Here is a 19676-nt window from a genome sequence, read left to right as displayed (position 1 = left end):
GCGATGGTGACGTTCGCGCAGGCGCAGGAGCGCGCCGAGGAGTGGATCAACGGTGACGTGCCGCCGTACCTGCACCGTGAGGTGCGGGTGCGGGAGTTCGAGCTCGGGTTCGTGGTGTGGCCGGAGGACCGGGCGGACGGGCCGCGTTCGGACGGGGGCGCGCAGCGGCTGGTCATCGCGCGGGACAGCGGCGAGGCGACGCTGTGGCCGGCGCTGCCGGTGGGTGAGGTGATCCGCCGGTACGAGGAGGAGTACGGCCGTCCGGACACGGGGGAGGAGCCGGCGCCGGCGCCGGCGGCGCGCGTGGACCTGAACCAGACGTCGTTCCTGCTGACGCCGCCGGAGTGGTTGCAGGAGGCGGCGGACCGGATGGGGGGCCCGGACCGCCGGGGGGGCGGTGCGCGGGAGGGCGGTCCCGGGGGCTTTGGCGCGGGTGGCGCCGGCGGTGGTGACGGTGCGGGTACGTCGGCGACGTCCGCGCCGGGTGCGCTGGCCGCGCCGCCGGGTGTGCCGGCCGCGCCGCCGGGGGCGACGCCCTGGACGGGTACGGACACCAGCGCGTACGCCGAGGACGACCGTTCCGTTCCGCTGCCCGAGACCGTGTCCGCGCCGCCGTCGGGCGGTGCCGGCGACGAACCGCCGGCCGGGCCCGCGGCGCCGGCCGTGCCGCCGCAGGGCACGCCCGGGCCGCCGCCGGGTGCTCCGGGTGCTCCGGCGGGTGGTTGCGTACCGACGCAGATGGTTTCGGCGACCGGTCCCGACGGGCCGCAGGGACACGGCGGGGCGGGAGTTCCGCAGGGTGCCGGCGCCCCGGGCGCTCCGGGTGCCCGGAGCGGTCCGGGTGCGGCGGGACCGCCACCGCCCCCGGGTGCCCCGAACGGGCCCGGTGCGCCCGGCGGTACGCCTCCGGGCGGGGGCCGCAACGCCGCCGCGGTGCCGGCCGACCCCGGCCGGGCGGGTGGCGCCCCGCAGCCTTCCGGCCCTCCCGGCGCTTCGGGTGTGCCTGGTACTCCGGGTGCTCCGCAGCCGTCCGGGCCCCCCGTGCCCCCCGTGCCCCCCGGCGTTCCGGGGCCCCCCGGGGTTCCCGGTGCTCCGCAGCCCCCGCAGCCCCCGCAGCCCCCGGGACCGCCCGGCGTGCCCGGCGTCCCGGGCGGTCGGGGCGCCGCGCACCACGCGGACACCGTGCCGGCCGCGCCTGCGGTGGGCGGACCGGGCACGCCCCCACCACCGGTTCCCGGTACGCCGCCGCCGGTTCCCGGCGCTCCCGCCGGACATGGTGCGCCTCCGCCCATGCCGCCTGGTGCGGTGCCTCCGCCCGGTCAGCCTCAACCGGGTGCGGTGCCTCCGCCGGGTGCGGTGTCTCCGCCTGGTGCGATGCCTCCGCCCGGTGTGGTGCCCCCGCCCGGTCAGCCTCAGCCTGGTGCGGTGCCTCCGCCCGGTCAGCCTCAACCGGGTGCGATGCCTCCGCCTGGTGCGGTGCCTCCGCCCGGTCAGCCTCAACCGGGTGCGATGCCTCAGCCTGGTGCGGTGTCTCCGCCTGGTGCGATGCCTCCGCCCGGTCAGCCTCAGCCTGGTGCGATGCCTCCGCCGGGTGCGGTGCCTCCGCCCGGTGAGCCCCAGCCCGGTGCGGTGCCCCCGCCCGGCGGGCCCGTGCCCGGTCGGCCGCCGGCGTACGGCTATCCGCAGCCGCCCGCCGGGCAGCCGACCGTCGGTCCCGGCTACCAGGCCGTGCTGCGCTACCGGGCGCAGGACGGGTCCGAGCAGCAGCTGATCCGGCGTTCGGCGCCGGGCGTGCCGCACCCGGAGTGGCAGATCTTCCACGAGCTGCGCGCCATGAACGTGCCGCCGGACCAGGTGCTGGAGCTGCACACGGAGCTGGAGTCGTGCGAGCTGCCGGGGGCGTACTGCGCGCGGATGATCCGGGAGCAGTGGCCGCAGGCGCGGATCACGTCGATCGCCCCGTACGGCACGGATCACGCGAGCCGGCAGCAGGGCATGCGGCAACTGCTGGCGCACCAGGGCGAGCTGCACCAGGTCGCCGACGGCCCGGCGCGTCCGGCTCCGGTGCGGGCGCCGTTGCCGCCGGTGCAGGCGCTGCCGCCGGTGCCGCCGGAGGCGGTCGCGCAGGAGCTGGCGGGGGCGTTCGGGCCGGGGATCTTCCGGTTCGAGCAGCAGGCCGTGTCCCGGCAGGGGGTGCCGCCGGTCGTGGCGCACACGCTGGTGGTGGCGGGTCTGCCGGTGGACATGGGCCCGTTCTTCTGGGCGCAGGCCCAGCCGGGCCGTCCGGTGCCGACGCTGGCGGAGCTGGCGGTCGAGCGGGGTGTGCAGCCGGCGCCGGACGCGGGCTCGTACCTGGTCGTGGGCAGCGACTTCGGCAAGGCGATCTGTGTGCAGTACGGCACGGCGAACATCGTCGCGGTGCCGGTGGAGGCGGGGCCGGGCGGTGCGCCGGTGCCGCCGCAGTTCGTGAACACCGGGCTGCCGGAGTTCGCCCGCTGCCTGGCGCTGCTGGGCCGGATGTGGCGGCTGAGGTTCGGGCTGAACCAGGAGCAGGCGGGCCGCTGGACCGTCGACTTCCAGGCCCAGCTGGCCGCCCTGGACCCGGCGGCGCTCGGCTCGCCCGAGAGCTGGTGGTCGGTGCTGCTGGAGCAGATGTGGGACGGGCTGCTGTGATCCGCGGGCACTGACGGCAACCGGCGGCAACCGGCGGATGCCGGTGGGCATCGGGGCCGGGGCCGGTCGTGCGTGACGCCGACCGGCCCCGGCCCCGGGCGTTTCGGGCCCCGGGCCCCGGCCCGGTCGTGTTCGGACGATGTGCGGAGTGTCGGTTTATGGCACTTACATCCGGTACTTCAGTATGTGCGCATGAGCAGCGCATCCGGATCGCCCCACGGCTTCGTGGCCGTACGGGGGCGCGGCTACCGCCCCGACCACGTCGACGCCTGCGCCGACGCTCTCTTCGCGGAGCGGGACGCCGCCTGGGAGAGGGCGGCCCGGCTGACCGTGCTCGCCCGGGAGATGGAGGAGGAGGCGGCCCGGCTGCGGGAGGCGGTGTCGCGGCTCGCGCCGCAGACCTACGAGACCCTCGGGGCGCGTGCGCAGGGCGTGCTCCGGCTCGCGCAGGAGGAGGCCGCCGCGGTTTCGGAGGGCGCACGGCGCGCGGCGGAGGACGTGAGGGAGGAAGCTCGGGCGTACGCGACAGGCGTACGCGAGGCCGCGCAGGCGTACGCCGATGCCGTGCGCGCCGAGGCCGACGAACGCGCCCGGCAGCGGCTGCTCGCGGCGCGCGCGGAGGCCGACGAGATCCGGATCGCGTCCCGGCGCGCGGTGAAGGCGGGCCGCCGCGAGGTGCTGGCCGTCCTGCGGGAGGCGCGGCGGCGCGCGGAGGGCGCGCTCGCCGTCCGGTCCCGGGTGGACGCCGAGCGGTGGGCGCGCGAGGAGCGGGCCGAGGCGGAGCGGGCGGCGGCGCTGGAGGCTCACCACGCGGAGCTGTTGGCACGGGCCGAGGACGCGCTGGTGGAGGCGGAACGGGAGCTGGCCGGGGCCCGGGAGGCGGCTCGGCGCCGGCAGGAGGAAGCACGGGTCCGGGCGGCGGAGGTGCTCGCCGAGGCGCGGGTGCGCGAGGAACGGATCACGCGGGAGACGGAACGGGTCCTGCGTGAGCACGGCGAACGCTGGGACGTCGTCCGGGCCCAGGTGGACCGGGCACGCAGCCGGCTCAGCGCGTTGTCGGCGCGGGCGGGGGAGTAGCGCCGCCGCCCGCCCCCTCGCCCGGCGGCGGACCGGGGACCCCGCGCACACAGCGGACGCCGGGGCGGCCGTCGACCCGGAGGTCCGCCACGCGCGTGAAACCGTTGCGGGCCAGGACGGCCAGGGAGGCGGGGTTGTCGAGGGTGGTGACCGCGGTGAGGGAGGCGAGCCCGTAGCCGGCGGCCAGCCGGCAGACCTCGGCGACGGCCGCCGTCGCCACGCCCCGGCCCGCGGCGCGTTCGCCGACGCGGTAGCCGAGTTCGGCGGAGCCGTCCGCCACGTCGACCAGGTTCACGCGGCCCACCAGGCGGCCGTCGCCGTCCAGGACGACGTGGAAGTGGCAGTCGCCCGCGTGCTGCTCCGCCAGGAGGGCGCGGTGGCGTGCGGCGAACCCGGCCGCGGTGAAGTAGGCGTCCCCGCGGTCGGGCACGGAGCGGGCGAAGTAGGCGCGGTTGTCCCGCTCGAAGGCCCACAGCGCGTCCGCGTGGCCGGCGCGCAGCCGTTCCGGAGTCACCATGGCGCGAGCATAGGCGCGGGTCAGTCCTTGAGGACCGGGAATTTCCGCGGTGCCAGCAGGAGCAGGACGACGAACGCCAGCGCCGCCGCGCCCGCCGCCCCCAGGTAGACGGCGTGGACGGCGTCGGCGATGGCGCGGCGGGTCGCCTCGGGGGCGGTGCCCGCGTCGAGGGCGCGGGTGACCGAGTCGAGGTCGCCGGAGCCGCCGAGCCGGGCGGCCAGCACGCCGTTGGCGATCGCCCCGAAGACGGCCGCGCCGACGGTCTGCCCGGTCTGCCGGCAGAACAGGACGGACGCGGTCGCCGTACCCCGCTCCGACCACCCCACCGTCGACTGCACGCCGACGATGAGCGGCAGCTGGAACAGGCCGAGCGCGGCGCCGAGCACCAGCATCAGCAGGGTCGGCTGCCAGGCTCGGCCGGGGTAGGGCAGGAGGGGGAAGGCGGCCAGGATCAGGGCGGCCGCGCCGATGCCGAGCATCGCGGTGTTGCGGAAGCCGATCCTGCGGTAGACGTGCTGGCTCAGCGCCGCCGTCACCGGCCAGCTCAGCGTCCAGACGGACAGGACGAAACCGGCGGCGACGGGGGCCAGGCCCAGCACGGACTGGGCGTACGTGGGCAGGAACACCGTCGGCGCCACCATCAGCAGCCCCAGCGCGCCGAGCGCGAGGTTGACCGCGGCGATCGTGCGCCGCCGCCACACCCAGCCGGGGATGATCGGCTCCGCCGCCCGGCGTTCGATCACCACCACGGCGGCGAGCAGGACCAGGCCGGTGCCGAAGAGGGCGAGGGAGGGCGGCGACAGCCACGGCCAGGCCACCCCGCCCTGCACCAGCGCGGTGAGCAGGACGCCGCCGCAGGCGAACACCGCCAGCGCGCCCGCCCAGTCGACGCGGGGGCGGGCACCGGGCGCCTCCGGGGGCGTCTCCCGCTGCGGCTCGTGGAGGTGGCGGACGATCAGCCACAGCGCGACGGCCCCGACGGGCAGGTTGACCAGGAAGATCCACCGCCAGTCGGCGTACGCGGCGAGGACGCCGCCCAGTCCGGGGCCCGCCACCGCGGACACCGCCCACACCGTGGACAGCCGGGCCTGGATCCGCGGGCGTTCCTCCAGCGGGTAGAGGTCGGCGGCGAGGGTCTGCACCGTGCCCTGCAGGGCGCCGCCGCCCAGGCCCTGGACCACGCGGAAGGCGATGAGGGCGGCCATGTTCCAGGCCAGCGCGCACAGCAGGGAGCCGAGGAGGAAGAGCGCGGCGCCCGCGACCAGGACCGGTTTGCGGCCGAAGGTGTCGGAGAGCTTGCCGTAGACGGGCAGGGTGACGGTGACGGCCAGCAGGTAGCCGGAGAACAGCCAGGAGAAGACGGAGAACCCGCCGAGGTCGCCGACGATCTGGGGCACGGCGGTGGAGACGACGGTGGAGTCCAGGGCCGCCAGCGCCATCGTCAGCATCAGGGCGGCGGCCACCGCGCCGCGCCGGTGTGGGACGGTGCGCCGTTCGCTGTCGCGTGCCGCCGGTCTGGTGCTGCCCACCCCGGGTCCCTCCCCGCCTCGTTTCCCTTTGCATCCATCTGCCGGGAGCAGCTTCCCACTCGGGTCCGGCGCGGGGGAGGGCGGACGCCGGATGCGCCCGGAGAGGGGCGCCGGCTAGGGGTGCTTCGCCGGATTCCGCTCCGTCCGCGAGGGGCGGCGGGCCAGCAGGTGGGCGTCGAGGAAGCCCCGCTCGGAGGCCGGGTCGTGGAGCAGCCGGGCGAACGTGACGAGCCCGGCCCCGGCCAGCGACTCGGCGAACCGGTCCGCCGGCCAGCTGTAGGCGGGCGTCACCTTGTGGTCGAAGCGGACCGGTTCCGGTCCGTCGGTCGCGAAGAACGAGACCAGGAGCAGGCCCCCCGGCGCCAGGACGCGCACCTGCTCGGCGAGGAGCGCGGGCAGTTCCCCGGGCGGGGTGTGGATCATCGAGTAGTGGGCCAGCACACCGCCGAGCGCGCCGTCCCCGACCGGCAGGGCCTCCATCCGCGCCTGGGCGAACCGCAGTTCCGGGTGGGCCCGCCGGGCGTGGTCGACCATGCGCGGGGAGAGGTCGAGCCCGAACGCGTCCAGCCCCAGGTCGTGGAGCATGGCCGTCAGGTGCCCCGGTCCGCACCCGACGTCGGCCACCCGCGGGTTCCCCGTTTCGCGCACCAGTTCGGCGAAGGTGCCGATCATGTTCCGCGCGAACGGCTGCGTCTCCAGGCGGCCGGCGAACATCGACGCGTACAGCTCGACGACCCCGTCGTAGGCCGCCCTGGTCTCGTCCTGGTGCTCCCCCACGGGAAGAAGCTAACACCCCGGCCGTTCACGGCCGTTCCCCCGTCCGTACCGGTCCTTCCCGTCCTCCGGCTCGTCCTCCGATGGATGGTGGCGGGCGGTACCGCGCCCCACCGGCGGGAGGACCGCCCCTAGGGGTACCTCCGCACTACGGCTCGGGGAGGGTTCGTACCGTCGGAGGACGAGACGGGAGCGGTGCCGTCCTTAACCTGGCTTCACGCCGCTGGGGGGCGGCGCACCGGACCCGCGGGGGTGGGGTTTTCCCCAGCGGAAGAGTGCGCCGGGCACCAGCGCGCCCGGCGTCCGGACCGACCAGACTCATGGGCGCGGGCAGTACGGCGGCGGACCGGTACGGCAGCACCACCAGCACGATCGGCACGGCCGGCGCGATGGGTGCGACGGCATCCGCCGCTTTGTCCCCGAACCACCTCCGACCCGGCCGCCGCCGGTACCGGCGGCCCACCCGATGACCGACATAGGAGACTTGCCATGACATCGGCCGTTACCATTCCCGGACACGGGATCACCGGAGGGCATACGGCCGTCGCCGCGCGGGCGCGGCAGGTCGTGAAGGCCTACGGGGCCGGGGAGACCCGGGTCGTCGCCCTCGACCACGTGGACGTGGACATCGCCCGCGGGCGGTTCACCGCGATCATGGGTCCCTCGGGTTCCGGCAAGTCCACGCTGATGCACTGCCTGGCGGGCCTCGACACCGTCACGTCCGGGCGGATCCACCTGGGCGACACCGAGATCACCGGCCTGAAGGACAAGAAGCTCACCCGGCTGCGCCGGGACCGCATCGGCTTCGTCTTCCAGGCGTTCAACCTGCTGCCGACGCTGAACGCGATCGAGAACATCACGCTGCCCATGGACATGGCGGGCCGCAAGCCGGACGAGGAGTGGCTGGCGCGGGTGGTGGACACCGTGGGGCTGGCCGGTCGGCTCAAGCACCGGCCGGCGCAGCTCTCCGGCGGCCAGCAGCAGCGCGTCGCGGTGGCACGGGCGCTCGCCGCCCGGCCCGAGATCGTCTTCGGTGACGAGCCGACCGGCAACCTCGACTCCCGCGCCGGCGCGGAGGTGCTGGACTTCCTGCGGCGGTCGGTGGACGAACTGGGCCAGACCGTCGTGATGGTGACGCACGACCCGGTGGCCGCCTCCTACGCGGACCGGGTGCTGTACCTCGCCGACGGCCGCATCGTCGACGAGATGCACCAGCCCACCGCCGAGCAGGTCCTGGACCGCATGAAGGACTTCGACGCCCGGGGGCGTACGTCATGACCGTGCTGAAGACCTCGCTGCGCAACTTCCTCGCGCACAAGGGCCGGATGGCGCTGTCGGCGGTGGCGGTGCTGCTGTCGGTGGCGTTCGTGTGCGGCACGCTGGTGTTCACGGACACCATGAACACGACGTTCGACAAGCTCTTCGCGGTCAGCTCCCCCGATGTGACGGTCGCCCCGAAGGACGCCAAGAGCCAGGAGGCGTCGCAGAACGGCGTGCCGCGGTCCCTGCCCGCGTCCCTGCTGGAGCGGGTCCGCTCCGCCGAGGGCGTCGAGTCGGCCGAGGGCGCGGTCGCCTCGTCGAACGTGACCGTCGTCGACGGCGACAACGACAACGTGGGCGCGACCGGCGGCGCCCCCACCCTCGCCGGCAACTGGACGAGGAACGACCTGAGGTCGATGGAGATCACCTCCGGGCACGCCCCGCGCGGCCCGACCGAGGTGATGATCGACGCCGACACCGCCGACAAGCACGGCCTGAACCTCGGCGACGAGCTGCGCACCATCGCGCAGACCGGTGACATCAGGGCGCGGATCGTCGGTGTCGCCGCCTTCACGGTGACCAACCCCGGTGCCGCCGTCGTCTTCCTCGACACGGCCACCGCCCAGCGCGAACTGCTCGGCGGCACCGGCCGGTTCACACAGCTCAACATCACCGCGGCGGCCGGTGTCTCCGACGCGCAGCTCAAGCGGAACGTCGCGCGGGCCCTGGACGGCACGTACGAGATCCGGACGGCCCAGGAGGCCGCCGACGAGAACCGCAAGGACGTCGGCGAGTTCATGGACGTCATCAAGTACGCCATGCTCGGCTTCGCCGGCATCGCGTTCCTGGTCGGCGTCTTCCTGATCGTCAACACCTTCTCGATGCTGGTCGCCCAGCGCACCCGCGAGATCGGCCTGATGCGGGCGATCGGCTCCTCCCGCCGCCAGGTCAACCGCTCGGTACTGGTCGAGGCGCTGTTCCTCGGCGTCGTCGGCTCGGTCCTCGGCGTCGCGGCCGGGGTCGGCATCGCCGTCGGCCTGATGAAGGTGATGTCGTCGGTGGGCATGAACCTGTCCACCGACGACCTGACCGTCAAGGCGACCACCCCGGTGGCCGGCGTGGCCCTGGGCGTCGTGGTCACCGTCCTGGCCGCCTGGCTGCCGGCCCGCCGGGCCGGGAAGGTCTCCCCGATGGCCGCGCTGCGCGACGCCGGGACCCCGGCCGACGGCAGGGCCGGGTGGCCGCGCGCCGCGATCGGCCTGGTCCTCACCGCGGCGGGCGGCGCGGCCCTGTACGCGGCGGGCACGGCCGACGAGGCCGGTGACGGCGCGCTGATGCTGGGCGCGGGCGTGGTGCTGTCCCTGATCGGCTTCGTCGTCGTCGGGCCGCTGCTGGCGGGCGGGGTCGTACGGGCGATCGGCGCGGTGCTGCTGCGGGCCTTCGGGCCGGTGGGCCGCATGGCCGAACGCAACGCCCTGCGCAACCCGCGCCGCACCGGCGCCACGGGCGCGGCCCTGATGATCGGCCTGGCGCTGGTGGCCTGCCTGTCGGTGGTCGGCTCCTCCATGGTCGCCTCGGCCACCGGCGAGCTGGACAAGTCGGTCGGCGCGGACTTCATCGTCCAGGGCAACCAGCGGATCGTGCCGCAGGCCGAGCAGGCGGTGAGGAACACGCCCGGCCTGGCGCACGTCACCCGCTACAAGACGCTCGACGCCACGCTGATCTCCCCCGACGGCGCGAAGGACGACACCGGTGTCACGGCCGCCGACCCGACCTACGCCCAGGACCTGCGCCGCCCGACGACGGCCGGCACCTTGTCGGCCGCCTACCGCACGGACGCCATGTCGGTCGGCTCGGACTACGCCGACCGGCACGGCGTGCGCGTCGGCGACACCGTCACCGTCGCCTTCGAGGGCGGCAGGACGGCGAGGCTGAAGGTCGCCGCCATCACCGACGACGACACCGCCATCGACCAGGGCGCCCGCTACATCGGCATCACGACGATGCGGAAGTACCTCCCGGCCGACAGGGTCCCGCCGAACACGATCATGTTCGCCGCGGCGAAGGACGGCCAGGAGGAACAGGCGTACGCGGCGCTGAAGAAGGCGCTCGCCCCGTACCCGCAGTACCAGGTCCGGGACCAGACCGACTACAAGCAGGAGCTGAAGGACCAGGTCGGCCAGTTGCTGAACATGGTCTACGGCCTGCTCGCCCTGGCGATCGTCGTCGCGGTCCTGGGCGTGGTGAACACCCTGGCCCTGTCGGTGGTCGAGCGGACCCGGGAGATCGGCCTGATGCGGGCGATCGGCCTCTCCCGCCGCCAGCTGCGCCGCATGATCCGCCTGGAGTCCGTGGTCATCGCCCTCTTCGGCGCCCTGCTGGGCCTGGGACTGGGCATGGGCTGGGGCACCACCGCGCAGCGGCTGCTCGCGCTGGAGGGCCTGAACGTCCTCGACATCCCCTGGCCGACGATCGTCGGGGTGTTCCTCGGGTCGGCGTTCGTGGGCCTGTTCGCGGCGCTGGTCCCGGCGTTCCGGGCCGGCCGGATGAACGTGCTGAACGCGATCGCCACGGAGTAGCGGCGCCCGGCGGCGCAGCGGTCGCGCCCGGTGCCGCGGCAGCCGCCGCGGGCAGGAGGAGCCGGTGCCCGGGAGCCATGGGGGGCTTCCGGGCACCGGTCCGCCGTGTGCCGGGGGGCGGTGCCGGAAGGCGTGTACCGGGGTGGGCGCCGGGGGCGGGCGCCGTCCACAGGCACCGGCGCCCGCCGGTGCGGAGTCGTAGGCTGGACACCCCGGCCCGCGGCGCGCGTCGGGCCCGTCGTGTTGTCCACCCCCGGACGGAAAGCACCCCCCATGAGCCTGCACGGTCTGCTCGACGCCGTCGTCAAGGACGCCGCCCTCGCGGAAGCGATCAAGGCGGCCGCCGACGGCAACCGCCCGCACGTCGACCTCGTCGGCCCCCCGGCCGCCCGCCCCTTCACGGTCGCGGCGCTCGCCCGCGAGACGGGCCGGCCCGTACTCGCCGTGACGGCGACGGGGAGGGAGGCGGAGGACCTCGCCGCCGCCCTGCGCTCGCTGCTGCCGCCCGAGGGCGTGGTGGAGTACCCGTCCTGGGAGACCCTCCCGCACGAGCGGCTCAGCCCCCGCAGCGACACCGTCGGCCGCCGCCTGGCCGTACTGCGCCGCCTCGCCCACCCCCGCCCCGACGACCCCGAGACCGGCCCGGTCTCCGTCGTCGTCGCCCCCGTGCGGTCCGTGCTCCAGCCGCAGGTCAAGGGGCTCGGCGACCTGGAACCGGTGGCGCTGCGCACCGGGCAGAGCGCCGACCTGGGCACCGTCGTCGAGGCGCTGGCCGCAGCCGCGTACGCGCGCGTGGAGCTGGTGGAGAAGCGCGGCGAGTTCGCCGTGCGCGGCGGCATCCTCGACGTGTTCCCGCCCACCGAGGAACACCCCCTGCGCGTCGAGTTCTGGGGCGACGACGTCGAGGAGATCCGCTACTTCAAGGTCGCCGACCAGCGCTCCCTGGAGGTCGCCGAGCACGGGCTGTGGGCCCCGCCCTGCCGGGAGCTGCTGCTCACCGACGAGGTGCGGGCGCGGGCACGGGCCCTGGCCGAGGACCACCCGGAGCTGGGCGAACTGCTCGGCAAGATCGCCGAGGGGATCGCGGTGGAGGGCATGGAGTCCCTCGCCCCGGTCCTGGTCGACGACATGGAGCTGCTGCTCGACGTGCTGCCCGAGGGCGCCATGGCCGTCGTGTGCGACCCGGAGCGGGTGCGCACGCGGGCCGCCGACCTGGTGGCGACCAGCCAGGAGTTCCTCCAGGCGTCCTGGGCGGCCACCGCGGGCGGCGGGGAGGCGCCGATCGACGTCGGCGCGGCCTCCCTGTGGTCGATCGCGGACGTGCGGGAGCGGGCCCGCGAGCTGGGCATGATGTGGTGGTCGGTGTCGCCGTTCGCCGCCGACGAGGAACTGGGCACCGACACCCTCACCCTGGGCATGCACGCCCCCGAGGCCTACCGCGGCGACACCGCCAAGGCGCTCGCCGACACCAAGGGCTGGCTCGCCGACGGCTGGCGCACCGTGTTCGTCACCGAGGGCCACGGACCGGCCGCCCGCACGGTCGAGGTGCTCGGCGGCGAGGGCATCGCGGCCCGCCTGGACACCGACCTCGGCGAGATCGCCCCCTCCGTCGTGCACGTGTCGTGCGGCTGCATCGACCACGGCTTCGTCGATCCGGCGCTGAAGCTGGCCGTGCTGACCGAGACGGACCTGACCGGCCAGAAGGCCGCCGGCCGCGACGGCGCCCGCATGCCCGCCCGGCGCCGCAAGACCATCGACCCGCTCACGCTGGAGGCCGGTGACTACATCGTCCACGAGCAGCACGGCGTGGGCCGCTACATCGAGATGGTGCAGCGCACCGTGCAGGGCGCCACCCGCGAGTACCTGGTCGTGGAGTACGCCCCCGCCAAGCGCGGCCAGCCCGGCGACCGCCTGTACATCCCCACCGACCAGCTGGAGCAGATCACCAAGTACGTCGGTGGCGAGGCGCCCACCCTGCACCGCCTGGGCGGCGCCGACTGGACCAAGACCAAGGCGCGGGCGAAGAAGGCCGTCAAGGAGATCGCCGCCGACCTGATCAAGCTGTACAGCGCCCGCATGGCCGCCCCCGGCCACGCCTTCGCGCCCGACACGCCCTGGCAGCGCGAGCTGGAGGACGCCTTCCCCTACACGGAGACGCCCGACCAGCTCACCACCATCGCCGAGGTCAAGGAGGACATGGAGAAGACGGTCCCGATGGACCGCCTGATCTGCGGCGACGTCGGCTACGGCAAGACCGAGATCGCGGTGCGGGCCGCCTTCAAGGCCGTCCAGGACGGCAAGCAGGTGGCCGTGCTGGTGCCCACCACGCTGCTGGTGCAGCAGCACTACGGGACGTTCTCCGAGCGCTACGCCCAGTTCCCGGTGAACGTGAAGGCGCTGTCCCGCTTCCAGACCGACACCGAGGCCAAGGCGGTCCTGGAGGGCCTGCGCGACGGCTCGGTGGACGTCGTCATCGGCACCCACCGGCTGTTCTCCTCCGAGACCAAGTTCAAGGACCTGGGCCTGGTCATCGTCGACGAGGAGCAGCGCTTCGGTGTCGAGCACAAGGAGCAGCTGAAGAAGTTGCGGGCCAACGTGGACGTGCTGACCATGTCCGCCACCCCGATCCCCCGCACCCTGGAGATGGCGGTCACCGGCATCCGCGAGATGTCGACGATCACCACCCCGCCGGAGGAGCGCCACCCGGTGCTGACCTTCGTCGGGCCGTACGAGGAGAAGCAGATCGGCGCGGCCATCCGCCGCGAGCTGCTGCGCGAGGGCCAGGTCTTCTACATCCACAACCGCGTCGAGTCCATCGACCGCGCGGCGGCCAAGCTGCGCCAGATCGTCCCCGAGGCCCGGATCGCCACCGCCCACGGCCAGATGTCGGAACAGGCCCTGGAGCAGGTCGTGGTCGACTTCTGGGAGAAGAAGTTCGACGTGCTGGTCTCCACGACCATCGTCGAGTCCGGCATCGACATCTCCAACGCCAACACCCTGATCGTCGAGCGCGGCGACACCTTCGGCCTGTCCCAGCTCCACCAGTTGCGCGGCCGGGTCGGCCGTGGCCGCGAGCGCGGCTACGCCTACTTCCTCTACCCGCCGGAGAAGCCGCTGACCGAGACCGCCCACGAGCGGCTCGCCACCATCGCCCAGCACACCGAGATGGGCGCGGGCATGTACGTGGCGATGAAGGACCTGGAGATCCGCGGCGCGGGCAACCTGCTCGGCGGCGAGCAGTCCGGCCACATCGCCGGGGTCGGCTTCGACCTGTACGTGCGGATGGTCGGCGAGGCGGTCGCGGACTACCGGCGGCAGCTGGAGACGGGCGAAGCCGAGGAGGAGGCGCCGCTCGAGGTGCGGATCGAGCTGCCCGTCGACGCGCACGTCCCGCACGACTACGCCCCCGGCGAGCGGCTGCGCCTCCAGGCGTACCGCTCCATCGCCTCCGCCAGCACCGAGGAGGACATCAAGGCCGTACGGGAGGAACTCGTCGACCGCTACGGCAAGTTGCCGGAGCCGGTGGAGAACCTGCTGCTGGTGGCGGGCCTGCGGATGCTCGCGCGGGCCTGCGGCGTCGGCGAGATCATGCTCCAGGGGAACAACATCCGCTTCGCGCCGGTGGAGTTGCGCGAGTCGCAGGAGCTGCGGCTCAAGCGGCTGTACCCGGGCAGCATCCTCAAGCCGACGGCGCACCAGGTCCTCGTGCCGCGCCCGAAGACCGCCAAGGTGGGCGGCAGGCCACTGGTCGGGCGGGAGCTGCTGGCGTGGGCCGGGGAGTTCCTGACGTCGGTGCTGGACTCCTGAGGGGGCTTCCGAAAGGGGTTCCCGGGGGAGGCGCGCCTCGGAGGTCCTCCGGGAGGACCCTCCGGGGGCGCAGGGCGCGAAGCGGCCCGCACGGTTTTCCGTGCGGGCCGCTTCGCGCCCCGTGCGGGGCTGGAGCCCTACGGCCGGTCGGGCCGGTCGCGACCCACGTCGTACCGTCCCTCGATCTTCTGCTGAGCGGTGTCGACCTGGTCCTCGTACTTGTGGCCGGTCCTGTCGTTGGCCTGCTTCTCCGCAGCGTCGGACATGCCCTTGGACTTGGCCGGCGACACCCTGTTCTTCAGCTTGTCGAAGATGCCCATGCGCGACTCCTTCCGGAGGTGGTCCACCACCGACGATACGCCGGACGGTAGGGAATCGGAGGTTTTGTCCGCAATGGTCTGGACCTCTCGGCCGCTACCGCGGCGACGGGCGTACCGGGCCCGGCAAACGCCCGGGGCGCGGCGGGCTCCGCGGGCCGGCGGACGGGGGCTCGGTGGGCACAGCGGGCGCATCAGGCACATCAGGCACAGCGGGTTCGCGGTCGACGCGCCGACGGCCCGGTGCGACACTCGTGTCATCTCTGCGCTTCGCCGGCCGATCCGGGTGTTCGCGCAGCTCGTGCGGGGGAGTGATGCGTTGTGCTCGCGGAGAGGGACATGAGGCGCAGGAGTACCGGGAGCGTGTGCTTTCCCCGCGCGGCGGCGGCACTGGTGGCCGCCGCGCTCCTCGTTCCGGGGTGCGAGGGCCCGGGCGGGGACGGCTCCCCGGCGGGGACCGGGCCGGCCACGGCGGACGGGCGGGCCGTCAGCCCCCTGGAGAACCCGGACGGTACGAAGCCGGGGCTCGCGCCCGTGACGGCGGCCGCGGACAGGGCCGCGGCCCGCGAGATCATCGGCGGACTGCCCACGAAGGGACGGGGCCCGAAGACGGGTTACGACAGGGACGAGTTCGGCTACGCGTGGATGGACACGGCCGACGGGGTGCCGCTGGCGAGGAACGGGTGCGACACCCGGAACGACCTCCTGCGCCGCGACGGCCGGGACCTCCGCTTCCGGTCCGGCTCCGACTGCGTGGTCATCGCCATGACGCTGCACGACCCGTACACCGGGACGGCCATCGAGTGGCGCAAGCAGCGGGCCTCCGAGGTGCAGATAGACCACGTGGTGCCGCTGTCCTACAGCTGGCAGATGGGTTCCTCCCGCTGGCCGGAGAGCAAGCGGGAGCGATTCGCCAACGACGTGCTGAACCTGATCCCGGTCGAGGGGCGGGCCAACTCGGCCAAGGGCGATTCGGGACCCGCCTCCTGGCTGCCGCCCGACCGGCGGATCAGGTGCGCCTACGCGGTCCGGTTCGCCCAGGTCGCCGTCAAGTACGAGCTGCCGGTCACCGCACCGGACAAGCAGGCGATGCTGCGCCAGTGCGGTGGCTGACGGGCGGCGCGGACGTCCCGGCGAGTGGTGCGGGTGCCTCAGCCGCTCAGCGCGTCCAGGTCGATGACCTCTCCGGTGGGCCTGGTGGCCGGGACCGGCTCGTCGTAGTCGCCGAGGGTGAGGGAACCGCCGTCCCCGGGGGTCAGGCTGTCGATCCGGAGCAGGTAGGGCTTGCCCTCGGTGGCGACGTACAGGTCGAAGCGGTCCTTGCCGTCCTTCTCGTGCAGGACGACCGCGGGCGTGCCGTCGACCGTGGTGGTCCCGCCGCGGGTGGAGTCCGCGCTGACGTCGTGCGCGCCGCCGAGCATCGTGTCCAGGTCGCAGAAGCCCGCGAGGTCCTCGGCGTCCTGCCCCGTGGCCCGCATCCTGGTCCACTTGCCCGCGAGCATCGCCACCGCCGCGTCGGTCTCCGCCTTGGGCTCGCCCTCCGACTGGGCGCGCAGGAACGCCTCGTCGTACTTGAGGTAGACCACGTTCCCGGTCCGGATCAGCTCGGCCCGGCCGCCGCCGTCCAGGCCCAGGGTGCCGGCGCACTCGCCCTTCTTGTCCAGGGCCATGTCGAGCCGGATGGTGCCGCCGGTCCCGTCGTCCGGGATCTCGCCCTTGACGCGCAGCGAGGAGGCGCCGGTGGTGGCCTCGACGGCCCGGCCGGCGATCTCCGGGCCGCTCAGTCCGGGGAACGCCTGCCGGTCCGGTGCGCCGGACGCGGCCGAGGTGGCCGGCGCGCCGCCCTTCTCGTCCTGGCCGCCTCCGCAGGCGGTGAGTGCCAGGGCGGACGCGGCGATGGTGACGCAGAGGGTGGCGCGTGCGGTACGGCGCATGACGGGTCCTTCTTCGTGTGAACGGGTGGGGCGGGTGAACGGGTGGAGGGGTGGACGGCTGCCGGGGCAGGGGCAGGGGCAGGGGCAGGGTGAGGGGTGAGGGGTGAGGGGGTGTCGGGCCGGCCGGGTCAGCCGGTCTTCTTCCAGTCCTGGCAGCCGGTCGTCTTGAAGTACCGGTCCGCGGAGCCGATCGTGACGACCGCCGTGCCGGACGCGTTGTCGTTCGCGATGACCGAGTCGATCGAGTGCTCGGCGTCCTTGGCGCGCTCCCAGTAGCAGGAGTCGTCGGTGTTGCCCGCGGACTCGTACGTGCCGGGCGCGATGTCGGTGCCGACCCGGAACATGCCGCCCTCCCCGGCCATCTCCACGGCGGGTGAGCCCTGCGCCCGCGGGTCGACGGCCTCCCAGTCGTTGCAGCCGCTCGACTCGAAGAGCTTGTCGGTGGGCTTGACGGTGACGTAACCGGTGCCGGTGACGTTGTCGTTGGCCAGCAGGGAGTCCAGTTCGCCGGAGGCGTCCTCGGCGCGCTCCCAGTAGCACGTGCCGTCGGTGTTGCCGGTGGTGCGGTAGGTGCCCGGCTCGATGTCGGTGCCGACCCGGAAGTCCCCGTCCCCCTCGAACGCGGCCTCCCGCCCGGCGGCCCGGCCCGCGCCCTTCTCGGCGCCGGACCGTCCGCCGGACCGGTCATCGGAGTGCCGGTGCCCGGACGCCGAGGTCCCCTTGCCGCCGGCCGAACCGTCGGTCCCCCCGTCGCCGGCGTTCGCCGACACGGTACCGATGACGGCGATCCCCACGACGGCGCCCAGCGCGATCCTGCCCTTCATGCCCATGGCTGTGTCCCTCCCCCGATGCGGCAACCGCCGCCCATCGGCGGTTGCTGGTTGGCGGGGTCAATAAGAGCAGAGCCTGTGAATCGAGTCAACAACGTTAATGCGACTCGGCTTGTACACGATGTGAACGGCTGATTCGCCCATGCGCCGGTATGCTCGACGCCACGGCGCGCTCGGAGCGGGGCACCGGCACGGGCATGGGCGCGGACGGACGGGCGCGGGGCGGACGAGGGAGTGGGCCGGATGCAGGACAACGCGACGGAAGTGACCGCGGCGGGGATCGCACGGCTCGCCGGGGTCGGCCGTGCGGCGGTGAGCAACTGGCGCCGCCGCCACGCCGATTTCCCCAAGCCCGCCGGCGGCACGGAGACCAGCCCGTCCTTCGCCCTGGCCGACGTGGAGGCGTGGCTGCGCCGACACGGCAAGCTCGCCGAGGTGCCGCTGCGGGAGCGCGTCTGGCAGCACGTGGCGGGCCATCCCGCGGGACCGGTCACCGCGCTCACGCACGCCGGGTGCGCCCTGCTGCTGGTCCACGAGCGCCCCACGGTGTGGCTGGAGGTGAGCGCCGGCTCCGACGAGCGGCTCGCGGCGATGCTGCCGGGCTCACTGGAGCAGGTGTTCACACCCCGCTTCGGGGCGAGCGCGGGCACCGGGACCACCGGTGTGAACCGACCGCAGCCCGGAGCATCGGATTCCGCCGTTCACGGTCCATCCGCCCTCCACGTCCCCACCGGCCCGGAACTCCTCCCCTCCGTCCCCCTCCTCCGCGGCGCCGCCGAGCTGGCCGCCGAGCTGGGAGCCCGGCAGACGTTCGAGTTCCTGCTCGGGCGGCACCTGGACGCCAACCCCCGCCAGTACACGCTCACCCCCGCCGGTCTCGCCGACCTCATGGCCGGTCTCGCCGGACCCGCCCGCACCGTCCTCGACCCCGCCTGCGGCCCCGGCGCCCTGCTGTGCGCCGCCGCGGCCTCCGGCACCGCCCCCGCGCACGGCCCCGGACAGGACCGCCAGGAGCTCTACGCCCAGGACAGCGCGCCCGACCTCGCCGCGCTCACCGCGCTCCGGCTCGCCCTGCACTCCCGCGCCGCCGTCCACGCCGCCGCCGGCGACACCCTGCGCGCCGACGCCCACCCGCACCTGCGCGCCGACGCGGTCCTGTGCCACCCGCCGTTCAACGAGCGCAACTGGGGGCACGACGAACTCGCCTACGACCCCCGCTGGGAGTACGGCTTCCCGGCCCGCACCGAGTCCGAGCTGGCCTGGGTGCAGCACGCGCTCGCCCGCCTGAGGGACGGCGGCACGGCCGTCGTGCTCATGCCTCCCGCCGCCGCCTCCCGCCGCTCCGGCCGCCGCATCCGCGCCGACCTGCTGCGCCGGGGGGCGCTGCGCGCCGTCGTCGCCCTGCCGGCCGGCGCGGCACCGCCGTACAACATCCCCCTCCACCTGTGGGTGCTGCGCCGGCCCGACAGGGCCCCCGCGCAGCCGGAGGTGCTGCTCGCCGACGCCGGACGGTTCGCCGGCGAGGGGCGCGGCGGACCGGACTGGCAGGGCGTGCGGGACGCCGTCCTCGACGCCTGGCGGGCCTACGACCGCGCCGGCCGCCTCGGCGAACGGCCGGGCCTCGCCCGCTCCCTGCCCGTGATCGACCTCCTCGACGACGACGTCGACCTGGCCCCCGCCCGCCATCTGCCGCCCCCGGCGGCGGCCGACGGCGCCGAGCAGCTCGCCGGCGTGCGCGAGCGCCTGGGCGAGACCCTGCGCCTGACCGCGGATCTGACCCCGCCGCCCGTCGACGCCGTCCCGTCCGCGCCCCGCTGGCCGCTCACCACCGTCGGCGAACTCGCCCGCGGCGGCGCGCTGGTGCTGCGCACCGGCGGGAACGGCGGCCGCGCGCGCGTGCCCGTCCTCACCGACCACGACGTCCTCGCCGGAACCGGTCCTTCCGGAACGCTGCCCGAGAGCGACGAGGAGCCGGTGCTGACCGAACCCGGCGACGTCGTCCTGCCGGTGCTGGGCGGCGGCGCGGTGGCGCGCGTGATCGACGAGGCGACGAGCGGCGCCGCCCTGGGACGCAACCTCGTCCTGCTGCGCCCCGACCCCGCCGCCCTCGACGCCTGGTTCCTCGCCGGTTTCCTGCGCGGCAGCGCCAACAACCGCCAGGCCAGCAGCTACGCCTCCACCGCCACCCGCCTGGACGCCCGCCGCCTGCAACTGCCCCGCCTCCCGCTCGCCGAACAGCGCCGCTACGGCGCCCGGTTCCGCGCGCTGGACGAGTTCGAGCGGGCGCTGAGGCTCGCGGGCCGCCTCGGGGAGCAGCTCGTACGGGGCATGTACGACGGCCTGACCGACGGTACGGTGGCGCCCGGCTGACGGTCCGTG

Annotated in this window: 13 protein-coding genes; 7 read left to right on the top strand and 6 right to left on the bottom strand. The window is 74.6% G+C overall.

Going from position 1 to position 19676, the window contains the following annotated elements; genetic code table 11:
* Window positions 1-3 precede the first annotated feature (3 nt).
* Together ACSU6Z_RS11530 and ACSU6Z_RS11525 are read left to right on the top strand one after the other, a co-directional pair.
* Window positions 4-2673 carry an SUKH-4 family immunity protein gene (locus tag ACSU6Z_RS11530; protein WP_437044938.1) on the top strand — a complete coding sequence of 890 codons (2670 nt, stop codon included), beginning with the start codon at window positions 4-6 and terminating at the stop codon, window positions 2671-2673.
* Window positions 2674-2865: 192 nt separating this feature from the next.
* Window positions 2866-3750 carry a cellulose-binding protein gene (locus ACSU6Z_RS11525; protein WP_437044936.1) on the top strand — a complete coding sequence of 295 codons (885 nt, stop codon included), beginning with the start codon at window positions 2866-2868 and terminating at the stop codon, window positions 3748-3750.
* On the opposite strand, the gene ACSU6Z_RS11520 is transcribed toward ACSU6Z_RS11525, so the two are convergent.
* The 3 genes from ACSU6Z_RS11520 to ACSU6Z_RS11510 all read right to left on the bottom strand — a co-directional run bounded on the left by ACSU6Z_RS11520 (window position 3719) and on the right by ACSU6Z_RS11510 (window position 6573).
* On the bottom strand, window positions 3719-4267 hold the full coding sequence (locus ACSU6Z_RS11520) for a GNAT family N-acetyltransferase (protein WP_437044934.1): 549 nt from the start codon (window positions 4265-4267) through the stop codon (window positions 3719-3721). The two genes, ACSU6Z_RS11525 and ACSU6Z_RS11520, sit on opposite strands and share 32 nt — an antisense overlap.
* A 20-nt stretch (window positions 4268-4287) precedes the next feature.
* A complete protein-coding gene (locus ACSU6Z_RS11515; protein ID WP_437044932.1) occupies window positions 4288-5796 on the bottom strand; it encodes an MFS transporter in 1509 nt (502 codons plus the stop codon).
* A gap of 114 nt (window positions 5797-5910) precedes the next feature.
* Complete coding sequence (locus tag ACSU6Z_RS11510) at window positions 5911-6573, bottom strand: class I SAM-dependent methyltransferase (RefSeq protein ID WP_437044930.1); 663 nt, start codon at window positions 6571-6573, stop codon at window positions 5911-5913.
* Window positions 6574-7059: 486 nt separating this feature from the next.
* Here ACSU6Z_RS11510 and ACSU6Z_RS11505 point away from each other — a divergent pair, with 486 nt between their 5' ends.
* The 3 genes from ACSU6Z_RS11505 (at window position 7060) to mfd (ending at window position 14216) form a co-directional block, all read left to right on the top strand.
* Complete coding sequence (locus ACSU6Z_RS11505; RefSeq protein ID WP_437044928.1) at window positions 7060-7848, top strand: ABC transporter ATP-binding protein; 789 nt, start codon at window positions 7060-7062, stop codon at window positions 7846-7848.
* Window positions 7845-10409 carry an ABC transporter permease gene (locus ACSU6Z_RS11500; RefSeq protein WP_437044926.1) on the top strand — a complete coding sequence of 855 codons (2565 nt, stop codon included), beginning with the start codon at window positions 7845-7847 and terminating at the stop codon, window positions 10407-10409. Before ACSU6Z_RS11505 ends, ACSU6Z_RS11500 begins: the two co-directional genes overlap by 4 nt.
* Before the next feature lie 273 nt (window positions 10410-10682).
* A complete protein-coding gene (mfd, locus tag ACSU6Z_RS11495) occupies window positions 10683-14216 on the top strand; it encodes a transcription-repair coupling factor (protein ID WP_437044924.1) in 3534 nt (1177 codons plus the stop codon).
* 137 nt (window positions 14217-14353) lie between these two features.
* Here the strand turns inward: mfd and ACSU6Z_RS11490 are convergent, their stop codons facing one another.
* Complete coding sequence (locus ACSU6Z_RS11490) at window positions 14354-14536, bottom strand: antitoxin (protein WP_437044922.1); 183 nt, start codon at window positions 14534-14536, stop codon at window positions 14354-14356.
* Between the two features lie 336 nt (window positions 14537-14872).
* Here ACSU6Z_RS11490 and ACSU6Z_RS11485 point away from each other — a divergent pair, with 336 nt between their 5' ends.
* Window positions 14873-15646: an HNH endonuclease family protein gene (locus tag ACSU6Z_RS11485; protein ID WP_437044920.1), complete on the top strand. Its 774-nt coding sequence runs from the start codon at window positions 14873-14875 to the stop codon at window positions 15644-15646.
* A 38-nt stretch (window positions 15647-15684) separates the two neighbouring features.
* Here ACSU6Z_RS11485 and ACSU6Z_RS11480 read toward each other — a convergent pair whose 3' ends face one another.
* Window positions 15685-16467: a hypothetical protein gene (locus tag ACSU6Z_RS11480; protein WP_437044918.1), complete on the bottom strand. Its 783-nt coding sequence runs from the start codon at window positions 16465-16467 to the stop codon at window positions 15685-15687.
* A gap of 128 nt (window positions 16468-16595) precedes the next feature.
* Window positions 16596-17297 (bottom strand): hypothetical protein, encoded by a 702-nt coding sequence (locus ACSU6Z_RS11475; RefSeq protein WP_437044916.1) that lies wholly within the window; start codon window positions 17295-17297, stop codon window positions 16596-16598.
* 243 nt (window positions 17298-17540) lie between these two features.
* Between ACSU6Z_RS11475 and ACSU6Z_RS11470 the strand changes: the two genes are divergently transcribed.
* Entirely contained in the window at window positions 17541-19667 is a 2127-nt protein-coding gene (locus ACSU6Z_RS11470; RefSeq protein WP_437044914.1) for an N-6 DNA methylase, read from the top strand.
* Window positions 19668-19676 lie beyond the last annotated feature (9 nt).

Origin of the sequence: Streptomyces sp. enrichment culture (assembly GCF_964273145.1) — a bacterium.
Classification (GTDB): domain Bacteria; phylum Actinomycetota; class Actinomycetes; order Streptomycetales; family Streptomycetaceae; genus Streptomyces.
Note: the sequence above shows the minus strand (reverse complement) of the source record. Positions and strands in the feature narration are given on the sequence as shown.

Coding starts and splice junctions, on each gene's coding strand:
- ACSU6Z_RS11525 (WP_437044936.1), top strand. CDS start 2,866: ATGAGCAGCGCATCCGGATCGCCCCACGGCTTCGTGGCCGTACGGGGG.
- ACSU6Z_RS11490 (WP_437044922.1), bottom strand. CDS start 14,536: ATGGGCATCTTCGACAAGCTGAAGAACAGGGTGTCGCCGGCCAAGTCC.
- mfd (WP_437044924.1), top strand. CDS start 10,683: ATGAGCCTGCACGGTCTGCTCGACGCCGTCGTCAAGGACGCCGCCCTC.
- ACSU6Z_RS11480 (WP_437044918.1), bottom strand. CDS start 16,467: ATGCGCCGTACCGCACGCGCCACCCTCTGCGTCACCATCGCCGCGTCC.
- ACSU6Z_RS11530 (WP_437044938.1), top strand. CDS start 4: ATGGTGACGTTCGCGCAGGCGCAGGAGCGCGCCGAGGAGTGGATCAAC.
- ACSU6Z_RS11475 (WP_437044916.1), bottom strand. CDS start 17,297: ATGGGCATGAAGGGCAGGATCGCGCTGGGCGCCGTCGTGGGGATCGCC.
- ACSU6Z_RS11470 (WP_437044914.1), top strand. CDS start 17,541: ATGCAGGACAACGCGACGGAAGTGACCGCGGCGGGGATCGCACGGCTC.
- ACSU6Z_RS11505 (WP_437044928.1), top strand. CDS start 7,060: ATGACATCGGCCGTTACCATTCCCGGACACGGGATCACCGGAGGGCAT.
- ACSU6Z_RS11485 (WP_437044920.1), top strand. CDS start 14,873: ATGAGGCGCAGGAGTACCGGGAGCGTGTGCTTTCCCCGCGCGGCGGCG.
- ACSU6Z_RS11520 (WP_437044934.1), bottom strand. CDS start 4,267: ATGGTGACTCCGGAACGGCTGCGCGCCGGCCACGCGGACGCGCTGTGG.
- ACSU6Z_RS11500 (WP_437044926.1), top strand. CDS start 7,845: ATGACCGTGCTGAAGACCTCGCTGCGCAACTTCCTCGCGCACAAGGGC.